Below are 21684 nucleotides of genomic sequence, written 5' to 3'. Positions count from 1 at the left end.
ATCTAAGCGATATTGATAATTATACAGTGTTATGCAAAAAATGCATGGATAAATATTTTTTTACATTAGTCAGGCTGGGTGTTCTAGTTCTAAGATAAAATTATTCCCGCTATAGAGCATTTCTAAATGAATATTGAAATTAAATCACGGACTGAAAAAGATTTACTTGGTTTTAAAGAAGTCCCATTCCATTGTTACTACGGTGTACAAACACTTCGTGCATTGGAAAATTTCAATTTAAGTCCGAATAAATTAAGCCATTTCCCAATTTTCATTAAAGCATTGGCAATGGTTAAATCTGCATGTGCAGTTTCAAATTTTAAACTAAATAAATTAGAAGAAAATAAATACAATGCAATTCAACATGCTTGCCAGCAGTTGATGAATGATTTATATCATGATCAATTCCCAATTGATATGATTCAAGGTGGTGCTGGTACTTCAACCAATATGAATGCAAATGAAGTAATTGCAAATATTGGTTTGGAATATATGGGACATGCCAAAGGTGAATATAAATATTTACACCCAAATAATGATGTAAATATGTCACAGTCAACCAATGACGTATACCCTACAGCAATTAAAGTTGGTTTATTATTTTCTTTAGATCAACTTAACACACCATTCCAAAGCTTAATCGATAGCTTCCGTGTAAAATCTGAAGAATTTGCGCATATCTTAAAAATGGGTCGTACTCAGTTACAAGATGCTGTACCAATGACTTTGGGTCAAGAATTTGGCGCTTTTGCTAATACTTTGCAAAATGACTTGAATATGCTTTACAGCATCATGCCGAATGCATTAAGTGTTGTGAACTTAGCGGGTACAGCAATTGGTACAGGTATTAACACTGAAGTTGAATACCGTCTTCACGCAATTGAAGCATTGTCACAAATTACGCAAAAGAACATTTCAAGTTCTCCTGACTTAATTGAAGCGACTTCAGACATGGGCGATTTCGTTCTATTGTCAGGCTTCTTAAAGCGTACGGCGACTAAACTTGCTAAAATTGCCAATGACTTACGTTTATTGTCGAGTGGTCCACGTGCAGGTCTAAATGAAATTCACTTAGAACCACGTCAACCAGGTAGTTCAATCATGCCAGGTAAAGTGAACCCAGTAATTCCTGAAGCAATGAACTTGGCATGTTACCAAATTATTGCAAATGACTTGGCAATTACCCTTTCTGCTGAAGCGGGTCAGTTACAGTTAAATGCAATGGAACCGTTAATCGCATTCAAACTTTTCGAATCAATTGATTTGTTAGGTAAAGCAATGCGTATGTTCCAATTGAAATGTATTGAAAACATCCGTGCGAATGCTGAACATTGCCAACACTTGGTAGATAACTCAATTGGTATTATTACTGTATTGAACCCATACCTTGGCTATGAAACGACGACTCGTATTGCCAAAGAAGCAAACGAATCTGGTCAAAGTATTCTTGCGCTTATTAAAGCTGAAAACTTGCTTTCTGATGAAGTTTTAGCAGACGTACTTTCAGTACAAAACATGGTAAATCCTAAGCAATCTGCATAATATTTTTATGTAATTGCTCAAGAAAAAGGAACTTAGTCATAAGTTCCTTTTTCTTTGTCTTTCATACTCAATCAATCCGATACAGGAAGAATGTTACATACGATAATTTTTCATTTTGGTTAATAAGTACTCTAAAGAATGAAGAATATAAAATCCTTTCTTTACTTTTACGACAAGCGATTTCGAAACAACCAAGTAGCCAAAGGTAAAGTTATACAAGTCAAAATAATCATTGGAACAAAGTCATATTTTACTTGGGAAAATTCTGCACCTTCTAAATAAACACGTAACACTAAATCAATTCCAAATCGTAATGGATTAATATATGTCGCAATTTCCAATACTTGAGGCATATTTTGAACGGGTGTTAATAAGCCTGAAAGAAGCATCAGCGGCATGATCAGTAAAAAAGTAAAAAACATGGCTTGTTGCATATTGAGTGCAATGGCTGAGATCGATAGCCCTACACCAACAACAGCCACATTAAAACTAATCAGTCCCAAATATAGCAAGCCAATAGAACCTTGCATTGGAATTTGAAACCAAAACAATATAATAAGAAAAATAATCGTGGATTGAATTAAACCCACAAATATAGGCGGTAATGCTTTACCAATCATGATGTGTACAGGGGTGTATGGGGTGACCAGTAATTGATCGAATGTTCCTTGTTCCCGTTCCCTTGCTACAGATAAAGAGGACAATAATAAAGTTTGCATCATACTTAATGCAGCAATTAAAGATGGCATAATTCCCCAACGAGATTCATGATTCGGGTTATACCAAATTCGAGTTTCAATATTCAGTGGTGCTGTATTCTTTAAGTGTTGTTGATTAAACTGTTGCACAATACTTGCAATGTATGAGCCTGCGGCACCTGCTGTAGAAGAATTACGCCCATCTACAATGACTTGAATCGGTGATGCTTGCTGTTGCGTCAGCTTTTGTTCAAAATCTTGGGGAATGGTAATGACTGCCAGTGCTTCACGATTGTTAATTACTGACGTAATTTGCTGGCTATTTTCGAGTGTAGCAGTGCGTTGAAAAATACCTGAACCATCTAGTTTTGCAACAAATTCAGTCGCTGTTTGGCTGTGACTTAAGTCCAGAATGGCATAATCAACCCGATTTACATCATAAGTTGCGGCATAACCAAACAGCAGTGACTGAATCAGAACTGGTGCAAATAAGACGATTCGGTTTGCAGGGTCGCTAAAAATAACCAAAAACTCTTTTCTGACCAATACAGCCAGATATTGGAACCATGACAATACGCGCTGAATCATGTCGTTATCTCAACTGTTTTTTGAGTGATTTGCAGGCAGCAAACATCAGCACAATCACATATAGCATTAAAATACTGCATTCTTTGAACCAGAGCTTCCAGTCATCTCCACCTAAAAATAGGGTTTTAATTAAGGACATAAAATGAGTGGCTGGTAATATTTGGCTAACAATTTGGATGACAAAAGGCAGATTACGAATATCGAATACAAAACCAGAAAGCATCATTGCGGGCATAAAACTGGCTAATAACGCAATCTGGCTGGCTTGAAACTGGTTTTGTGCAAAACCAGAAATTGTTAAACCGAGCAATAAGGAGACCAATAAATATAGAAAACATGCACTGAGAATTGAAAGCATGGAACTACGCATTGGAACTTCAAATAACAGTGAGGATGCAATTAAGCAGACGACAATATCAATGAGACCAATCACTAAGTAAGGTGTCAATTTGGCAATGACCAATTCTAATGGTCTTACTGGCGTCACAAAAAGTGCTTCTAAAGTTCCTTGTTCACGTTCACGGGCAATTAATAATCCTGTTAAAAAAGCCCCGATTAAGGTGAGTACTAAAACAATTAAACCAGGCACTAAAAACCAAGTGCTATTTGCCGACTCATTAAACCACATACGCTGTTCTATACTCACAGTCGCTTGTGTTGAGGTCGAATTTTGTCGCTCAACTTGTAGATTTAAAGTATTAGAAATTGCGCCCGAAACATAGCTTTGCATACTCGAAGCAATACTGGTCGAGCGTCCGTTGCTTAATAACTGAAGCTTGCCACGACCTTGTAATTGCTCAGCTTCAAAATTGGCTGGAATGACTAAAATAGCATCTACTTCATCATTTTTTATGGCCGTAATGGCATCAGGCAGTGCATAAAATTGCTGAACAGATAAATATGGGCTGCCCTGCATTCCCGCAACGATTTGTTGCGTTTGAGGAGATGGCTGTTCTATGACGACAGCAACTCGCCCATTACTTAGGTCAAAAGACAAGCCATAGCCAAATAGTAGAATTAAAATAATCGGTAGTAATAGACCAATTGCCAGACTGCTTTTGGCACGTAACAGTTGAATAGCCTCTTTATGTATTAAAGCTTTTAAACGGATGAGAAAAGAAGACTGCATCTAAACACTCTCCTTGGATATGGTATTGACATGACGTGCTTGCTCAACAATTGCAATAAAAGCACTATTCATATCTTTACCTGCATACATTCCTGCTTGAAGTCGGACTTCTTGTGGTGAGCCAAGCGCTAACAATTTACCTGCATCCTGAATGGCGATACGGTCACAATATTCGGCTTCTTCCATAAAATGAGTTGTCACAATAATTGTGATTCCCCGATTTGCAAGCTCTCCAATCGTATGCCAAAAGGTTCGACGTGCGAGTGGATCAATGCCGCTCGTTGGCTCATCTAAAAATAGAATTTCAGGTTCATGTAATAACGCTGCAGCCATAGAAAGCCTTTGTTTGAATCCTGCAGGTAAATTTCCACTAATGGCTTCAGGCTTCAAATGAAACTGAGCCAACATTTTTTCGATTTGTTGTTTTAATTTTTTCCCTGAGAGACCATAAGCACCGCCAAAGAATTTGAGGTTTTCATGTACACTTAAATTTCCATATAAGGCAAATTTTTGTGATACATAACCAATTTTGGCGCGGGCTTGTGCACGAGCCGTACGTAAATTTACTCCCGCGACTTCAAGTGTGCCGCTGCTTGCTGGCAATAGTCCGCATAACATGCGGAAGGTTGTGGTTTTACCTGCACCATTTGGCCCCAACAAACCAAAAATTTCTCCCCGATATACCTCAAAAGACGTACTCGCAACCGCAGTAAAATCCTCAAATTTACGCGTCAAATTTTGGACTGTAATGACCCTTTCATCACCATTATTGGATTGAATTGATTTTAAAATGTCTAATTCATCCACCTTCTCTAATTCATTTTCAATCAGTGTTTCTGTAGAGGATGTTTGTTGTGTTCGATGCAGAATCAACATAAATGCATCTTCAAGTTCAGCAGTTCTGGCTTCAGGTTTTAATTCTTCGGGCAAAAGCTGTTTTGGAAATTCGCTATAGGCATCTTGGGTAATAAAATGCACCATTTCACCTTTGGGTACAGCATCACAATAAAGCTTGGTATTCTCCAATAGCGCTGCTTGAAGCACTCTGGCTTTCATATGTTTCGGTGGTAAAACTTGCCATGTTCTATCCTTGGCATAGGTGCGTAATTGTAGAGGTGTTCCCTGCTGTATTACCTGTCCGTTATACATCACATAGACTTGGTCACAACGCTCGGCTTCATCCATATAGGCTGTGCTAATAATGACATTGAGATTGTCCTCTTGCACCAGTCGTTCAATGATGGTCCATAAGTCACGACGTGAAAGTGGGTCTACGCCAACGCTCGGCTCATCCAATAAAAGCAATTCTGGAGAACGTACTAATGTACAGGCTAAACCCAACTTTTGTTTCATACCGCCAGAAAGTTGTCCTGCCAAACGTTGAGTAAATGCAGTTAAATCGGTAATTTTAAGCAACCGATCAAAACGTTGTTGGCGGTCGTGCTTAGATACACCATGCAAATCTGCATATAAATTTAAGTTTTCGATAATGCTTAAATCTTCATACAGTCCAAACCGTTGCGGCATATAACTGATTCGGTTTTGAATGGCTTGCGCATGTTCAGCAACATTTAACCCTAAAACTTCTAGCACACCAGTTGTAGGCTGATATAAGCCTGCAATTAAACGAAGAAACGTAGTTTTCCCTGCACCATCAGGTCCTACCAAGGCGGTTAGTTCGCCTGCTCTAATTTGCATATTTATATTTTGTAATGCGCAGGTATCTTCTATGTGTTTTTGTTGAGACTTAAACACATGCTTCAAATCTTTTGCCTGAAGAATGTAGCTCTCACTCATCTTATTTTTTCTCTTGGATACTTGATGCAGTGGGTTGTATGTCTACTTTTACGGGTTGCCCCATTTTGAGTTGGTCATTTGGATCTTGTACATACACACGTACTTCATAAACCAAACTGGTTCTGATGTCTTCTGTTTGTACTGTTTTAGGCGTAAATTCAGCAACAGAAGCGATATACCCTATTTTCCCCTGAATAGGTTGATCAGGTATGCTATCGCGATAAATTTGGGCAACATCACCTAAATGAATGCGATTAAGTTGAGCTTCGTTGGCATAAACACGTACCCATTTAGGATTGGTTAGCGCCAGTGTATAAACTGCCTTTTGCGCATTGGTCATATCGCCCACTTCTTGTAAGCGTGTCCGAATTACAGCATCCGTTGGGGAGCGTAAAACGGCTTGCGTCAGCTGATATTGAATTGACTCTAAATTCGCTTTAGTCGCTTGGTATTGAGCTTTAGTTGCTTCACGATCTTCTTTACGTGCACCTTGGAGTAATAAATCTAAGTTGGCTTGACGTTCTTTGACCGATGCTTGAGCCACGTTTTGATTGCTTTGAGCAGCATCTACTTCTTGTTGACTGATGGCTTTTCCTGCACTGCTTGAGTTTAAAGCAAGTAAACGTTGTAGTGCTTTACTGGCTTTGTTCAGTTCTGCTTGTGCAGAGGCAATTTGAGCTTTAGCTTGCACAATCTCTTCTGGTCTGGCGCCTTCGTCTTGGGTCAAAATAGCTTGTTGTTGAATGATTAATTGGGCTTCAGCTTGTTTTTTTTGAATAACTAAAGCGGAAGTATCTAGTTCTGCCAGCGCTTGTCCTTGTTTTACATGATCACCTTCTTGTACTTGAAGGCTTTTGATTCTTCCTGAATTTTCAAAGGCTAAAGATACCTGACGGATATCAACATTACCGTATAAGGTTAGATCATTTTCAGGCTGATGCTTCTTGAAATAAAACCAAGCAATCCCACAACTAAGAATTACGATCATAGCCAAAATCAAGATTACCGCTGTTTTTTTCATTAAGATCAGCCTTTATTTATTATACTCAAACAATAAAGTTTAAATTCAATTTAAATTTAAACTATCATAAAATTAAGATCAAAGAATATACTTTATACCAATATACAATCGAGTAAGCAGATGTCCAGAGCCAGACGCAGTGATGGTGATTTAACCAAGTCAAAGATTCTTGAGGCCGCGGGTCATTTGATCGCCCAATTGGGTTGGGCTAAAACCAGCAACAAGGAAATCGTTAAATTGGCGGAAGTGGATCTTGCGGCAATTAACTATCACTTTGGTGGACGAGATGGCTTGTATCAGGCTGTTCTTAGCGAAGCACATGCACATTATTTAAATGAGCAAGAACTACAAGAAATTGCTGAAATGCAATGTGATCCTGAAGAAAAACTGGGAGTTTTTTTTGAAACACTGGTTATAAAATTAGTGGAGCAAGACGTATGGCACGGCAAAGTTTTTATTCGTGAGATTTTCTCCCCTTCAGCACATTTATTAAATTTTTTTGAAACAGAAGGTACACGAAAGTTTCAGATAATCCGTCATATTATTAGCCAAATTACCGATTTAGATGAAAATGATCCCACACTATTGCCCTGTATATTTAGTGTCGTTGCACCATGCCTAATGCTGATCATGACTAGCGAGGCGGCATCAGGTCCGTTGCAAAATATGCGTTGCATACCAGCCAAGCAGTTGGCTTTACATTTTAAGACCTTTTCTTTGGCGGGTTTAAAAGCGGTTATACATTCCCAAAAGGAAAATTCATCACAATGAGCTAATAGCTATTCGATTTAGAAGTTTTTATATGGCACAGTGATTTTTGACAATGTGATCTCATCGATATCATTTGCATACAGTTTTCCACTTTATCTTCATCAAACTCATTCCATAATAAAAGCAGATCAATAAACAGAATAATCAAGGTATATAACAATGAATAATACAAATGGAACTGTGAGTCGTGAAATCCAAGATCATCTTTTATTCATTGGTTTAGATCGTGCCAGTAAACGAAATGCTTTTGATAGCCACATGATCTTGGCATTGTCTCAAGCACTCACTGAATATGAAGCAGATCCGGCTTTAAGATGCGCCATTATTTTTGCACATGGTGATCATTTTACAGCAGGTCTAGATTTGCTTGAACTGCAAGATAAATTGACTCGGGGTGTTTTTAATTTTACTACTGATCAAATTGATCCTTGGGGAGTAACGGGAAAACCCAGAACTAAGCCTGTCGTCGTGGCTGTACAAGGCATCTGTTTTACCGCAGGAATTGAACTGATGTTAAATGCCGATGTTGTGATAGCCAGTGAAGACTGTAAATTTGCACAGATAGAAGTATTACGTGGCATTATGCCTTTTGGTGGAGCTACTGTACGCTTTGTCCAAGCCGCAGGTTGGCAAAAAGCGATGCCATACCTTTTGACTGGGAGAAGTTTTACGGCAGCAACGGCTTTAGATTTAAATCTTATTTCTGAGAAAGTTGAATGCGGTCAACAGCTTGCTCGAGCAACTCAAATTGCTCAGGAGATTTCTACAGCGGCACCCTTAGCGGTAAAAGCCTTACTCTGCTCTGCCCAAGAAGCGCAACAAAAAGGCTCAGCCTATGCCCTACAAAATTTAGCCTCCTATTTACCTGCTTTGTTCCAATCTGAAGATGCACATGAAGGTGTTATGGCCATGCTGGAAAAAAGAACCCCAATGTTTAAAGGCAAATAGAAATTTTTACTTTTCAAACTTTAATGAAATAAAGACAGATACTTTACGCTAGATAAGGTTTAAGTCATAAAATGCCTTTAAAACATCCATCACTCACACAAAAAACATAACAGAAGTTTGAAATTCTTTTCTTCTGTTATAGTTTTTTATTTAAAAAGTGTATCTACAGCAGTCAACAGAACTTCGCCATAATCATTACAAGCCATAATAGAGTGAGTTTTGTGATGAATGATGATCAAGGTTCAAGAAAGCCAGAAAAATATGCGGACAGTTCTATTTCGGATAAAGCCTTCAAACGAATGATTCTTTGGTTTTTCTTGTACTGCGCATTTTTTTGTATCTGTGTAATTTTTGTAGTCAATGCTGATTCTGCATTTATGCCTTGATGTCACAGTACAAAATAACTCTAACCCAACCCTACATGAGATTTGCATCAGCAATCGAAATCTTCAAATTTGATGCTGATGCAATACAAATTATGATTTTAAATCAGACTTTTCAAATATTCTCAAAGCCAATTTGGCGTCTTTAGTCCTGTAATTCAATCTGACTCAAGTTCAAATTATGATGTCCTCTGACCGCATAATCAGTTAATATTTTTCAAAATAATTCAATAAATATGAGAAATATATGAGTGCAGAAGCGGATTCTATCAGTCTAATTTCCCCAGTAATCTTGCTAACTGCGGCAGTCATCGCTGTGCCAGTGATCAAACGCTTGGGGCTGAGTTCGGTATTGGGCTATCTAATTGCGGGATTAATTATTGGGCCATTTGGTTTGGCTTTTTTTTATGATTCAGCATCAATTTTACACATCGCTGAACTGGGTATTGTGATGTATCTATTTGTGATTGGGCTAGAAATGCGTCCTTCACATTTATGGAGTTTAAGAAAGGAAATTTTTGGACTCGGAACCTTACAAATTATTGCATGTTCAATTGGGCTGACTGGCGTTGGCTTAGTTTATGGCTATTCTTGGCAAGTGAGTTTTGTGTGTGCTGCGGGTTTTGTCCTCACATCTACTGCCATTGTGATGCAACTTTTGGGCGATCGAGGTGATATTGCACAACCTCGTGGGCAAAAAATTGTCTCTATTCTTTTATTTGAAGATTTACTGATTGTTCCTTTACTCGCGATAGTCGCGTTTATTGCACCAAATCATGTTGTTGAAAACACCTCGGCGCGTTTGCAAAGTATTGGTATTGGTTTAATTTCAATTGCGGGTTTGATCGCGGCAGGCTATTGGTTACTTAATCCCCTATTCCGTCTTTTGGCAGCAGCGAAAGCACGTGAAGTGATGACCGCAGCAGCATTGTTAGTTGTATTAGGCGCTGCATTGCTCATGCAAATTAGTGGGCTTTCTATGGCAATGGGTGCTTTTCTAGCGGGCGTATTACTCTCAGAATCAACCTTCCGCCATCAAATTGAAGCCGATATTGAGCCCTTTCGAGGAATTTTACTTGGTTTGTTTTTCCTCGGTGTTGGCATGTCCCTAGACCTAAACGTGGTGAAAAATAACTGGCCGCTCATTCTCAGTGCTGTCATTGCTTTAATGTTTGTTAAAGCAGTGATGATCTATCTTACCGCTCGTTTAACCAAAAGCCCGCATATCGAAGCGCTTGATCGTGCATTACTGATGGCTCAAGGCGGGGAATTTGCTTTTGTGCTGTTCACGGCAGCAATGAGCGCTCAAGTAATTAGCGCTGTCGAACGCTCGAATCTTACCGCTATTGTAGTTTTGTCGATGATTCTTACACCAATTATCGGTATTTTATTTAAACGATTTACCCAAAAAACAGCACAAGTTTCATTAGACAATATACGTATTGCAGATGGGCTTTCGGGTAAAGTTTTGATGATTGGTTTTGGTCGTTTTGGGCAAGTGACCAGTCAATTACTACTCGCGCGCGGTGTTGATGTCACGATTATTGATAATGACATTGACATGATTCAGAACGCAGAACGTTTCGGTTTTACCATTTACTATGGCGATGGTTCCCGTTTAGATATTTTACATGCTTCAGGTGCAGACACCGCTGAAGCCATTGTGGTCTGCGTAGACCACAAAGAAACTACGAATAAAATTGTAGAGTTGGTACAGCATGAATTTCCCCTAACCAAACTATTGGTACGCTCCTATGACCGTGAACATGCCTTACATTTGGCTAAACAAAATGTCGATTACATGATTCGAGAGACTTTTGAGTCGGCTATGGTATTTGGTGGTGCGATTTTAGAAGAACTTGGCGTTGATCTAAACGAGGTTGAAGAAATTAGTCGCGAAATTCGTGAACGCGATAAAGAACGTTTTGAAACAGAAGTCGCAGCAGATGATGTTTATGCAGGAATTGGCCTACAATACACAGGCCCACGCCCGACAGCACCATTAATCACGCCTAAGCATGCAGGGCAAATTATTAATGAATGCGACACACAACAGTAATCAAAACTATAAAAGTCATAAATAAAAAGAGGTCTGATTAGACCTCTTTTTTATATTTTGAGAAATTTTTATCGCGCTAAAATTTCATGGCACATTTGTCTTAGCCATTGATGGCTGGTCTTATGATGACATGACATATGCCAAAATTGTTTTACGCTATAAGTTGGAAATGAAATAGGCGCATTAAAAATTTGTAAATTACCGCGCGATAAGAGTACTTCACTCAGGTAATAAGGCACAGTGGCAATTGCATCGGACTCTTGCACTACCAAACCCACCCCCAAGTAGCTTGGTAAGCGCATGATAATGTTGCGTTTTAAATCTAAATTTAACAGCTCATTTTCAATATGATAATGACCAATGCCAGCGTCAATATCTATATGTGACTCTGCCAGATACTGTTCAATGGTTAAATGATTTGGCGTTAAACGAGGATGGTTTTTCGCGGCAATCACCACATAGTATTGTTCAAATAGCAATTGTTGATAAAAACCATTTTCCATATGCGGCAAGAAACCAATCGCCAGATCAATTTCTCCATTTGCCATTTGGTAACTGGTTTCAGAGGTAATCGGGCGTACATTCAATCTTACATGGGGCGCATGCTGTTTCAAGTATTGTGAAATCTTTGGCAGCAACACTAAATGTGATACATCTGTCATCGCAATGTTAAATTGCTGATGTGAATTCATTTCATCAAAATCGATGGTGAAATTATTAATTAATTCAATTCGGTTTAAGGCTTCACTCACCAAAGGAAAGAGTTGTTTGGAAAGTTCCGTTGGCATCATTTCATTGCCAATACGTAAAAATAGCGGATCATTATAATGTTGACGGATTTTATTTAAGCTATTACTGACCGCAGGTTGACTCATGCAGAGTTGTTCTGCAGCAACCGAAACACTTTTAAATTTATACACATAGAAAAAAATGCTGAGAAGTTTACAGTCAAGTTCGAACACTAAAATAGAAATCCTGATTTTATTTCAATAAGCGCATATCATCGCTTTTTTTCATATTTACGCCAATATCAAATTCTATCTTTTTCTGTGATTGTATGTATTTTCTTAATTATTTAAATTAATAACTTCCCCTCACGCATGGTGAGAATCTCCGCCTCTAAGCTTTTTAATTCATCCATATGATGCGTGACATAAATCATCGGTAAATTTAGTTCATCTTTAATGCGTTTCAAAAAAGGTAATATTTGTTGTTTGAGTTGACGATCTAAACCTGTAAGTGGTTCATCTAAAAGTAATAAATTGGGTGACGACAACAATGCACGTCCAATACAAACACGTTGGGCTTCACCCCCTGATAGTTGATGGGCTTTGCGTTGAATCAGATGTTCTAATTCTAATAATTCTACAATTTGTGCAGAGTGAAATTTAATATCTTGAGGATCTTGAAGTTTTTCTGCATATTTTAGGTTTTGTTGAACATTTAAATGTGGGAATAACAACGCTTGTTGAAAGACTAAAGCAACTTGTCGTTGATGGGGCGCTAAGTTGATCTTCCGAGATGAAGCAAATAAAGTTTGAGAACCCAATTGAATATCACCCGATAGCGGATTGAGTAATCCTGCTATGTTCTTGAGCAAGGTGGTTTTACCACTTCCCGATGAACCGACAATGCCTAAAATTGGGTGCTGCATTTCAAGTTGAATATTTAAATTAAAATCAGCTCGTTGATAATGGAATTTACAGCTCAACATGACGTTAAACTCCTAATTGCTTTTGATATTTCTGCAAAATCATATAATTGGCAATTAATGCACTAAAGGTCAACAGCATAGAAAGTGCAACTAAGCGCATTGCCATTTCTTCGCCATTGGGTTGTTGTAGAAATGAATAAATTGCAATCGGTATCGTGCGTGTTTCATCTGGAATATTGCCAACAAAAGTAATGGTTGCACCAAACTCACCCAGACTACGGCTAAAACACAAGATGCTCCCAATAATGATGCCTGGAATTGCCAAAGGTAAACTAATACTGCAAAACACCCGTATCGGGCTTGCGCCTAGAGTTGCCGCTACTTGTTCTAATTGTTGATTAATCAATTGAAAAGACAGACGAATGGGCTGAACCATCAAGGGAAAAGCCACAATCATTGAAGCGAGTACGGCGCCTTTCCAGTTAAAAACCACCTGAATACCGAGTTCATTTAAGTAGCGCCCAATCCAGCCTTGTTGCCCAAATAAAACCAAGAGTAAATAGCCCAAAACCACAGGAGGTAATACCATCGGCATTTGTAAGATTGCTTCTAACAAAAATTTAAGCCGAAACTCATAACGTGCTAAAACCCAAGCCAAAGCAATGGCAAAAGGCAAACTCAGCAAGGTCGCAAATATCGCGACTTTGGCTGATAAATATAATGCACTGAGTTCCTCTGGGCTTAACATGGATTCAGTCCTATTGTTTTAAAACAAAACCATAACGTTGAAAAATTTGCTTTGCTTTGCTATTCGTCCGCACATATTGTTCAAATAGTTTGGCATCCTGATTTGCTACGCCTTGCTGAGTAAGCGCAATGGGATAAATAATCGGATGATGTGAATTGGCTGGGAAAGTCCCAATAATTTTAACCTTCTGGCTAATGAGTGCATCGGTTTTATAGACAATTCCAACAGTGCACTCCCCACGTTCAACAAATGCCAAAGCAGCGCGTACATCATCTGTTCCCACAATTCTACCTTTCAACGCATTCAACCAATTCAGCTTAATTAAACTTTGCTTGGCATATTTCCCAGCAGGGACAAATTCCATTTGCCCTGTACACAGGTATCCCTGAAAAGCTCCTGCAAAGTTAAATTGTGGTTTGGCTTGAAACGGAATATTTAATTGACGTGGGCTAATGGCGACCAATTGATTCAATAAAAAAGGATGAACTTGCTTACCGCTAATTTTCTGTTTTTGTACCAGATAATTCATCCAATCCAGATCCGCAGAGAAATAGATATCGCTACTTGCTCCTGCTTCTATTTGTTTGGCTAAGGCAGAAGATGCGCCAAACACAGGCACAATTTTAGTTTTTGGATATTGTGCCTGATACTGTTTGGAAATATCAGTTAAAGCATTGGATAAACTGGCTGCGGCATAGATTTTGACGGTATTGGCATGACTTAAAATGCTCAAACAGCAGGTTGTAACAAGCACTAAAGCAGGTTTAATTTTCATACAATTCCAACCTCTTAATTTAACGATAGTGGTTTGATTACAGAAAAAGCCCTTGTACCGTTGATCCTGCACTTAAAACCTGATTCTCAGGTATTCGAACCAAACAATTCGCGTGCATCAAATTACTCAGCATATGTGATTGCTGTTTTGATAAATTTTCGACCCATAATTGCCCTTGCTCAAAATGAGCAAACATTCTTAGAAAGCGTTCTCTCGAATCACTTTTGATGGATTGCTTTAAGGTTGCGCTAAACCAGTTAGGTAATTGAGTCTGACCTTGTAATGTTTTTAATAAAGTAGCGCCATAAATTTGCATACCGACAAATACCGCAGCAGGATTACCCGGCAGTCCTAATAAATAACAGGTATCGCCAGATGCACGTTGATATTCTGCAAAGAGCATCGGTTTACCGGGTTTCTGTTTCACTTTCCAAAAGATTTGCTGAAAGCCTTGCGCTAATGCCACAGGTCGCACAAAGTCATAGTCTCCGACTGAAACCCCACCTGTGGTCAAAATGACGTCGTACTCTTGTTTGAGTTGTTGAATCAACTGTTGTAGCGCCAGTTCGGTATCTTCGGCATGGTAAATTTTGACGTTTTGCTGCTGTTGTTCAAACCATGCTTGGATTAAAGGGGCATTGGCATCAAAAATTTTTCCCGCACTAAAATCATCTAGTGTTTTAGCGACTTCATCTCCAGTAATGACCACGGCAACTTTGGGAAATTGATAGACCTCAACCTGTTGAATTCCTGCCATCGTCAGTGCAGCGATAGCCCCAAAACTTAAATGCTGTCCTTGATTTGCCAGCAGTTGTCCACGACTCAATTCTTCTCCTGCATCACGAATATCGGCATGTGTTTCTAAGGCGATATTGATTTGAATTTGATCAGAACCCAATGCTGTGACAATTTCTTGCCGTGCAACGGTTGTTGTACCTTCAGGGATTTTTGCGCCTGTGAAAATACGTAGTGCCTGTCCATGTTCAAGTTGCAAGTTTTGATCTTGCCCCGCACGGATTTCACCAATCAATTCAAACTTGGTATTCTCAAGGATTGGCTGATTGCTGCATATGGCATAACCATCGACCGCACTTTGACTAAACAAGGGCAAATCAATTTCAGAGTGAATATCTGCTGCTAAGTATCGATTTAATGCCTGTTGCAATGGAATACTTTCACTGGCTAATGCATGAACTCGATCTACAATAGTCGCAAGGGCTTGATCTACACCAATCAACCCTTTTTCAGCACCACAACCTGACATTATTGATACCCTCCGGCATGGGGAATATTTTTTTGGACATCAAATAGATGAATTAATGCAGGTTGAATCGCAATGAGGGATTCTTTCGCACCCTGACGGCTTCCGGGTAAAGTGATCACTAGACTCTGATCGATATAACCTGCAACACCACGGCTAAGCGCTGCATAAGGTGTGCGTTTCTGACCAAAACTACGCGAGGCTTCCATCAACCCCGGAATTTCTCGTTTCATTAAGGGCTGTAAGGTTTCTACTGTAAGATCTTTCGGACCAAGCCCCGTTCCACCCACGGTCAGAATAAGAGGATACACATTTTTTTGCTGTTCGATTAATGCCAGCAACTGTTCAGGACTGTCTGGAATCACCTGATAAGCAAGCTCTTTAAAATTGGCTTCTTGAAGGATCTCCAGCACATTTAAGCCTGCGGTATCTGGCTTTTTGCCTGCGGCAACAGTATCGGAGAGGACAATAATTGAAGCTGGAATGGCATCTTTTAGCGCGCGAGTATAATGAGACTTGCCCCCTTTTTTCTTCGCCAGTTTACATTGGTCTAAGCATAAATCTTCTGGTTCGCAATGTGGCTTGAGCATGTCATAGAGGGTTAATCCCGCTAGACTGACCGCGGTTAATGCCTCCATTTCCACGCCTGTTGGGCCAATAGTTTCAACCGTTGCCGTAATTAAGACATGTTGCTCGAAGAGTTCATATTCCACATCTGCACGGTAAATAGGTAATGGATGACACAAGGGAATCAGTTCATCGGTACGCTTTGCTGCAAGGATTCCTGCGATACGGGCAGTTTTTAGTGCATCACCCTTTTCAGTATTGCCATTGCGGAGTAGCTCAATACAATGTGCAGGTGCATACAAAATACCCGTTGCTACTGCGGTTCTATAGCTTTCGGCTTTCATGCCTACATTTTTCATAGTGCTTTCCTATTGCTAAAAATTAAACAGAAGCCGCTTTTGTTTGATGGTGTGAACATGATTCATGATGAGCATGTGACTGAACAGGCGTTGTAATGGCAACATAATCCTGATCTTTACGGATACAGCAACCTTCTACATATTGGCTCGAACCATCTGTATAAAACTCTTCTTTCCAGACAGGAACTTCATGCTTAACCCGTTCCACTGCTTCTTCACAGGCTTGGAAGGCTTCTCGACGATGTGCTGCATAAGCCATGGCAATAATTGCAGTATCGCCAATATCTAAAGCACCAATGCGGTGAACCACCCGAACATAGGACACTTGATATTTGGCTTGAATTTCTTGCTCAATGGCGCGAATCATTTTTTCAGCAACAGGAGCATAAGCAGTATATTTCAACGCTTTGACCGCTTTACCTTCATGGTGATTACGTACCGTCCCGACAAAGATACCAATACCACCACATTCAGGAAAATGTTGGATACCATCAAAATCACTTTGCGTTAATGCGGCGGTTTGAACTCGTGGGAAATTTTTCAGGCTCATCAGACTTACCCCCCTGCCACTGGCGATAACAATACGAGGGTTATTGCATGTTCAATAACCAAATGACGCGGGATAATGTCTTCACCGATTGCACAGGCACAGCGCTCAATCAAGGTTTTTGCTTCGGGATAAAGTGACATGACTTGGCTTAACGCTGCCCCGATATCACTATGGGGTGGGCTGTAAATGACAAGATTTGCAGGCAATAATTTTTCAACTGCACCATAAGCTTCAATTTTAATTTGGATGGTTGAATTTGATTGCAACATATTAACCTCCGATCATGTGCATACTAATTTTTCTATGGGTTTGCTGGGCCTGAATGGCATGGAACCCTGCTTTTTTGTTCCAGATATAAGATTCAAGTTTCTGCTGCAACACACTTGCATTTTGTTTTGTCTCGGTCTGAAGTTGCTCAATTTCAGTTTTAAGTGCTAGCCCTTGTGTGGCAAATAGACAGTTATAAAATTCACCTTGAGCAGTAAGTCGGACACGATCGCATTCACCGCAAAAAGCATGGGTAATGGTGGAGATAATGCCGATTTGATGCCCATCGACCCAATACTGTCTGGCTGGGCTTCGAGTATTGCCTGTTAAAGGTTTTATGCTGAATTTGGTTGCAAGCGTATCTAAAATTTGCTGTTCACTGACCACATGTTCAGCGTTCCAATGTCGGTCTCCATCCAAAGGCATAAATTCAATAAAACGCAGTGGAATAGCGAGGTCTTTTGCCCATTGCACCAAGGGAATAATTTGATCTTCATTTTTTCCTTGAATGAGCACACTGTTAATTTTTAATGGCAGCCCCACAGCTAATGCGGCTTGAATTCCCTCAAGCACGGGAGCAAGCTGCTTTTGGGTGAGCTGAAAGAACTGTATTGCATCTAAACTATCTAAACTGACATTTATACTGTCTAGCCCTGCACGTTTTAAATCTTGCGCATATTTTTTTAAGTAGTGACCATTGCTGGTCATCGAAATTTGTTTCAGTCCGATTTTTTTAAGTTTTTGCAGTTCCGCAACAAAATGCACAACCCCTTGACGCATTAAAGGTTCCCCACCCGTAATGCGAATATATTCAATCCCGTTTTGCACCATAAACTGGCAAAACTGAAACAATGCCTCAAAGCTTAAAATCTGATGTTTCTTCATCCACTCAGGATGTTCAGGCATGCAATAGACGCACTTAAAATTACAGCGATCGGTCACTGAAATTCTGAGTTTACGCTTGCTGCGACCAAATTGATCTATAAATGCAGCACGGGTTTCTACCATAGATACTGTCATGCATGTTATTCCATGTGGGAATGACCAAATGCCCAAGAATTGTGCTTATTAACTGATTGCACTTTGATTGTGCTCATAGCTATAAATGACTCAGCAATAAGTGTTCCAACTTTGTGCTATCTCTGGATTTAATTAAGAAATTTTAATTGTTGGTACTGTTGTAGTTCATCGAGTGAGTTAATGCTGTGAAAAAATAGGTTTTTATGACTAAATCGTGCAACTTGAGGGTGCATTTCAGTAAAACATCTTTTTAAACTGAACTGTTTTCGTTCAATGTTTCGATTTAATTGCTCCAACGCACTGCGTTTTAACAAACAGAACGGATACAGTGCACGTCCATTCAATTCGACATAAGCCACTTCAGCCTGTGTGTTTTTTGCCAGTACAGCATGAAGTTTCTCAAGCACACGAGATGGAATGTAGGTGACATCACAAGGAATAAATAGAACATAGTCCGATGGGACATGTGTCCAAGCGCTTTTCATGCCCATCAGTGGACCTAAAAACCCAGATTCCTCATCTTGATAATAGGCAATACTTGGCACTGAGGCACGGTAAAGTGAATAGTCTCGATGGCTATTCACCCAAATAGAATTCACCTTCTGTTTTAGGGTTCGATGAATTTTTAAAAGCTGGATTTGATCATCAAAGGTTTGTAAAAGTTTATTCATTCCGTTCATACGTCGTGCTTGTCCTCCTGCAAGAATGACAAGATCAGTGGCAGGATAAGTTTGAATCATTCCACATCCTCCGTTTGACAGGCTTTAATTAAGCCACGAATTTCAGGTAAGCAAGAACCACAATTGCCTCCTGCCTTTAAGCAAGCTGTAACTTGCTTTTCATTGCTAATATTTTTCTCTTTAATAGTTTCAATAATTCGATTTTTACCCACTTTAAAGCAACTACACACCAATGGGCCTTCATTGTTGTTCATCGAAATAGGTTGACCCGCCAATAACGCTTTACGGTGCATGGCACTTAATCGCTCACGCTTAAATAATCCTGCAACCCAGTCTCGGTCTGGCAGTAAACCACGTGGGGCAATATATAAACTGGCTATCAAAATGCCATCTTTTAAGACGATGCTATGACTGATTTGTGCCGAATGATCGTCAACATTTAACCATTCAAAACTTTCACCTTGAAACGGTAAAAGTTCTTTTAAATGTTTGGTAATGTCATCGTATTTACGGCGATCTGCCAGTTCATAACGAACAGCTTTGGCAGTGGTCACTTTGGTCCACCACACACAGGTTTCTATAGAAGCCTTGACCATAGCGGCGTACTCATTGCGAGCATAAAATACGCCCTGCCATTGAGTATAAAATGGTTGCAGCATCACGGGTGTGTGCTTAAATTCTGGCTCACCTGAAATAGCATCCACCACAGGATTGACCACTCGACCAATGCGGGCATCTGAAGCGACTTGATCGTTCCAATGGATGGGGGCAAAAACTTGCCCACGACGGATGCCTTGAGAAATAGCAGTTTTTAAAACACAGCGTCCCCAAGTCGATGAAACTTCGACCAAGTCCCCTTCTTTCAAACCATATTTCAAAGCATCCTGCGCATGAATCTCACAAAATGGTTCTGCGCGATGTGTACTTAAGTTAGCCGATAATCCTGTTCGACTCATGGTATGCCACTGATCACGAATACGACCAGTGTTCAAAGCTAGAGGATATTCACTGGTACAGGCATTTACAGGAGCAATGTTTTCAACAGCAATAAATTTGGCTTTACCATCAGGATGGCTAAATTGCCCATTGGCATAGATATGTCGTACCGTTTCAATGGCTTGCTGTTTATCCCATACTGGCCACTGAATGGGGTTGAGATCATCGTATTCTTGTAAGGTTAAGCCTGTTAAACCTTGTAAATTAAAATAACGAAAGCTTTTTGACTCATCACGTTGTGCTAAGGGGACATTTTCACTGGCTGAAAGTTGTGCATGCTCGTTAAATATTTCGCTGACATTTTCAAAATTAAAACCAGAAAATCCCATTCTTTTTGCCACTTGCGAAACTGTCCACCAGTCTGCTTTGGCCGTTCCCGGTGCATCTAAAAATGCCCGTTGTCTGGAAATACGTCGCTCAGAATTGGTCACTGTGCCATCTTTTTCTCCCCAACCTAAAGCGGGCAGTAAAACATCGGCAAATGCTGTCGTATCGGTGTTTTGGCAAATATCCGAAACCACCACAAAAGGACATTTTTCTAAGGCGCGTTTGACCTGATCTGCATTAGGTAAACTCACCACAGGATTGGTGGCTATAATCCAAAGTGCTTTAATTTTGCCACTTTCAACAGCTTCAAATAAATCAACTGCTTTTAATCCAGAGGATTTAGCAATGACAGGACTATGCCAAAAGTTTTGTACCAATTGCTGATGTTGAGGGTTATCAATATCTAAATGAGCTGCCAACATATTGGCTAAACCACCTACTTCACGTCCACCCATCGCATTTGGCTGACCTGTCATTGAAAATGGTGCCGCACCAATCTTGCCAATTTTTCCACTGTATAAATGGCAATTGGTAATTGCATTGGCTTTATTCACACCTTGTGAAGACTGATTGACCCCCATTGAAAATAGGGTCATTACTCGTTCAGTTTGTGCAAATTTGGCATAAAATTGTTGTAATTTCTCTAGTGTAATTCCCGTTTGTTTTGCGACATCTTCTGGATTTTGTTCTGCTTGGCTACTGAGCAAAGCAGCTTCAATACCTTGTGTATTTGCATCAATAAAGGCTTGATCTGCACATCCATTTTGATGCAAATACTGCAGGAGTCCATTAAATAGTGCAATATCTTGCCCCGGTAAAATTGGCAAATGTAAATCGGCTTGTTCACAAGTACTGGTAAAACGTGGATCAATCACAACCACAAAAATATCGCGTTCGGCTTTGACTTGCATAATCCGTTGATACAATACGGGATGGCACCACGCCGTATTTGAACCCACCAAAACCACCATATCGGTTTGTTCGAAATCTTGGTAACTGGCAGGAACAATGTCTTCACCAAAAGCCCGTTTATGTGCGGCCACAGCAGATGACATACAGAGGCGAGAATTGGTATCAATATTGGCTGTACCTAAGTAGCCTTTTACGAATTTATTCACCACATAATAATCTTCGGTCAGTAATTGCCCCGATACATAAAATGCGATGCTTTCAGCCCCATATTGCGCTATACAGCTTTGGAATTGCTGCGCAATTTGATTGAGTGCAGTATCCCAAGTTGTTGTTGTTTGCTGTGTATTTCTTCCGAGCATGGGCTGTAATAAGCGCGTTTCCAACCCAAGTGTATCCGCCAAATTACTGCCTTTAATACACAATTTTCCATAGTTAGAGGGATGTGATGCATCCCCCTCTACACTCACAACTTGACCTTGCGCCGTATGTTTGACATGTGCAACTACACCGCAACCCACACCACAGTACGGACAGGTGGTTTTTGTGCTCGCTGTAACTGGAGCTGTTGAGTTTTGGAGTTCCACAAATGGAATACTGGTCATACGGTGCTCCCTATTCTTACTTTTAAAACC

At 39.9% G+C, this 21684-nt stretch carries 19 protein-coding genes; 4 read left to right on the top strand and 15 right to left on the bottom strand.

What is annotated here, in order from left to right:
• Nucleotides 1-126 precede the first annotated feature (126 nt).
• Complete coding sequence (locus tag C3F34_RS16315; protein WP_104442108.1) at nucleotides 127-1542, top strand: aspartate ammonia-lyase; 1416 nt, start codon at nucleotides 127-129, stop codon at nucleotides 1540-1542.
• A 167-nt stretch (nucleotides 1543-1709) separates the two neighbouring features.
• Here C3F34_RS16315 and C3F34_RS16310 read toward each other — a convergent pair whose 3' ends face one another.
• Genes C3F34_RS16310 through C3F34_RS16295 form a run of 4 tightly spaced genes read right to left on the bottom strand, consistent with a single transcriptional unit; the run spans nucleotide 1710 to nucleotide 6775 of the window.
• Nucleotides 1710-2828, bottom strand: a complete 1119-nt coding sequence (locus C3F34_RS16310) for an ABC transporter permease (protein WP_044740728.1) — start codon at nucleotides 2826-2828, stop codon at nucleotides 1710-1712.
• A 4-nt stretch (nucleotides 2829-2832) separates the two neighbouring features.
• Nucleotides 2833-3957, bottom strand: a complete 1125-nt coding sequence (locus tag C3F34_RS16305; RefSeq protein WP_044740729.1) for an ABC transporter permease — start codon at nucleotides 3955-3957, stop codon at nucleotides 2833-2835.
• On the bottom strand, nucleotides 3958-5754 hold the full coding sequence (locus C3F34_RS16300) for an ATP-binding cassette domain-containing protein (protein WP_052662150.1): 1797 nt from the start codon (nucleotides 5752-5754) through the stop codon (nucleotides 3958-3960).
• A 1-nt stretch (nucleotide 5755) separates the two neighbouring features.
• The gene (locus C3F34_RS16295) at nucleotides 5756-6775 is read right to left on the bottom strand and encodes an HlyD family efflux transporter periplasmic adaptor subunit (RefSeq protein ID WP_044740730.1); all 1020 of its coding nucleotides are present in this window, start codon (nucleotides 6773-6775) and stop codon (nucleotides 5756-5758) included.
• Between the two features lie 120 nt (nucleotides 6776-6895).
• Here C3F34_RS16295 and C3F34_RS16290 point away from each other — a divergent pair, with 120 nt between their 5' ends.
• From C3F34_RS16290 to C3F34_RS16280, 3 genes are all read left to right on the top strand, one after another.
• On the top strand, nucleotides 6896-7546 hold the full coding sequence (locus tag C3F34_RS16290; RefSeq protein ID WP_044740731.1) for a TetR/AcrR family transcriptional regulator: 651 nt from the start codon (nucleotides 6896-6898) through the stop codon (nucleotides 7544-7546).
• A 159-nt stretch (nucleotides 7547-7705) separates the two neighbouring features.
• Entirely contained in the window at nucleotides 7706-8494 is a 789-nt protein-coding gene (locus C3F34_RS16285) for a crotonase/enoyl-CoA hydratase family protein (RefSeq protein WP_044740732.1), read from the top strand.
• 630 nt (nucleotides 8495-9124) lie between these two features.
• Nucleotides 9125-10936, top strand: a complete 1812-nt coding sequence (locus C3F34_RS16280; protein WP_044740733.1) for a monovalent cation:proton antiporter-2 (CPA2) family protein — start codon at nucleotides 9125-9127, stop codon at nucleotides 10934-10936.
• 68 nt (nucleotides 10937-11004) lie between these two features.
• Here C3F34_RS16280 and C3F34_RS16275 read toward each other — a convergent pair whose 3' ends face one another.
• The 11 genes from C3F34_RS16275 to C3F34_RS16225 all read right to left on the bottom strand — a co-directional run bounded on the left by C3F34_RS16275 (nucleotide 11005) and on the right by C3F34_RS16225 (nucleotide 21654).
• Nucleotides 11005-11898, bottom strand: coding sequence for a LysR substrate-binding domain-containing protein (locus C3F34_RS16275; protein WP_016168010.1), 894 nt, complete (start codon nucleotides 11896-11898; stop codon nucleotides 11005-11007).
• A gap of 113 nt (nucleotides 11899-12011) precedes the next feature.
• Nucleotides 12012-12650 (bottom strand): ATP-binding cassette domain-containing protein, encoded by a 639-nt coding sequence (locus C3F34_RS16270; protein ID WP_104442107.1) that lies wholly within the window; start codon nucleotides 12648-12650, stop codon nucleotides 12012-12014.
• A 4-nt stretch (nucleotides 12651-12654) separates the two neighbouring features.
• On the bottom strand, nucleotides 12655-13338 hold the full coding sequence (gene modB, locus C3F34_RS16265; RefSeq protein WP_104442106.1) for a molybdate ABC transporter permease subunit: 684 nt from the start codon (nucleotides 13336-13338) through the stop codon (nucleotides 12655-12657).
• Between the two features lie 10 nt (nucleotides 13339-13348).
• On the bottom strand, nucleotides 13349-14113 hold the full coding sequence (modA, locus tag C3F34_RS16260; protein ID WP_104442105.1) for a molybdate ABC transporter substrate-binding protein: 765 nt from the start codon (nucleotides 14111-14113) through the stop codon (nucleotides 13349-13351).
• Between the two features lie 37 nt (nucleotides 14114-14150).
• Entirely contained in the window at nucleotides 14151-15377 is a 1227-nt protein-coding gene (locus tag C3F34_RS16255) for a molybdopterin molybdotransferase MoeA (RefSeq protein WP_104442104.1), read from the bottom strand.
• On the bottom strand, nucleotides 15377-16300 hold the full coding sequence (gene moaCB, locus C3F34_RS16250; protein ID WP_104442103.1) for a bifunctional molybdenum cofactor biosynthesis protein MoaC/MoaB: 924 nt from the start codon (nucleotides 16298-16300) through the stop codon (nucleotides 15377-15379). The genes C3F34_RS16255 and moaCB overlap by 1 nt, the downstream gene beginning before the upstream one ends.
• Before the next feature lie 22 nt (nucleotides 16301-16322).
• Nucleotides 16323-16850, bottom strand: a complete 528-nt coding sequence (locus C3F34_RS16245; RefSeq protein ID WP_104442102.1) for a molybdenum cofactor biosynthesis protein MoaE — start codon at nucleotides 16848-16850, stop codon at nucleotides 16323-16325.
• A gap of 5 nt (nucleotides 16851-16855) precedes the next feature.
• Nucleotides 16856-17119: a MoaD/ThiS family protein gene (locus tag C3F34_RS16240; protein ID WP_104442101.1), complete on the bottom strand. Its 264-nt coding sequence runs from the start codon at nucleotides 17117-17119 to the stop codon at nucleotides 16856-16858.
• Between the two features lies 1 nt (nucleotide 17120).
• Nucleotides 17121-18137, bottom strand: a complete 1017-nt coding sequence (moaA, locus tag C3F34_RS16235) for a GTP 3',8-cyclase MoaA (protein WP_104442100.1) — start codon at nucleotides 18135-18137, stop codon at nucleotides 17121-17123.
• Nucleotides 18138-18265: 128 nt separating this feature from the next.
• Nucleotides 18266-18877 (bottom strand): molybdenum cofactor guanylyltransferase, encoded by a 612-nt coding sequence (mobA, locus tag C3F34_RS16230; protein WP_104442099.1) that lies wholly within the window; start codon nucleotides 18875-18877, stop codon nucleotides 18266-18268.
• On the bottom strand, nucleotides 18874-21654 hold the full coding sequence (locus C3F34_RS16225) for a nitrate reductase (RefSeq protein ID WP_104442098.1): 2781 nt from the start codon (nucleotides 21652-21654) through the stop codon (nucleotides 18874-18876). Before C3F34_RS16225 ends, mobA begins: the two co-directional genes overlap by 4 nt.
• Nucleotides 21655-21684: the final 30 nt, after the last annotated feature.

It is taken from the genome of Acinetobacter sp. ACNIH2, from assembly GCF_002934965.1.
Classification (GTDB): domain Bacteria; phylum Pseudomonadota; class Gammaproteobacteria; order Pseudomonadales; family Moraxellaceae; genus Acinetobacter; species Acinetobacter tandoii.
This window is presented reverse-complemented; position numbering and strand designations above follow the sequence as displayed.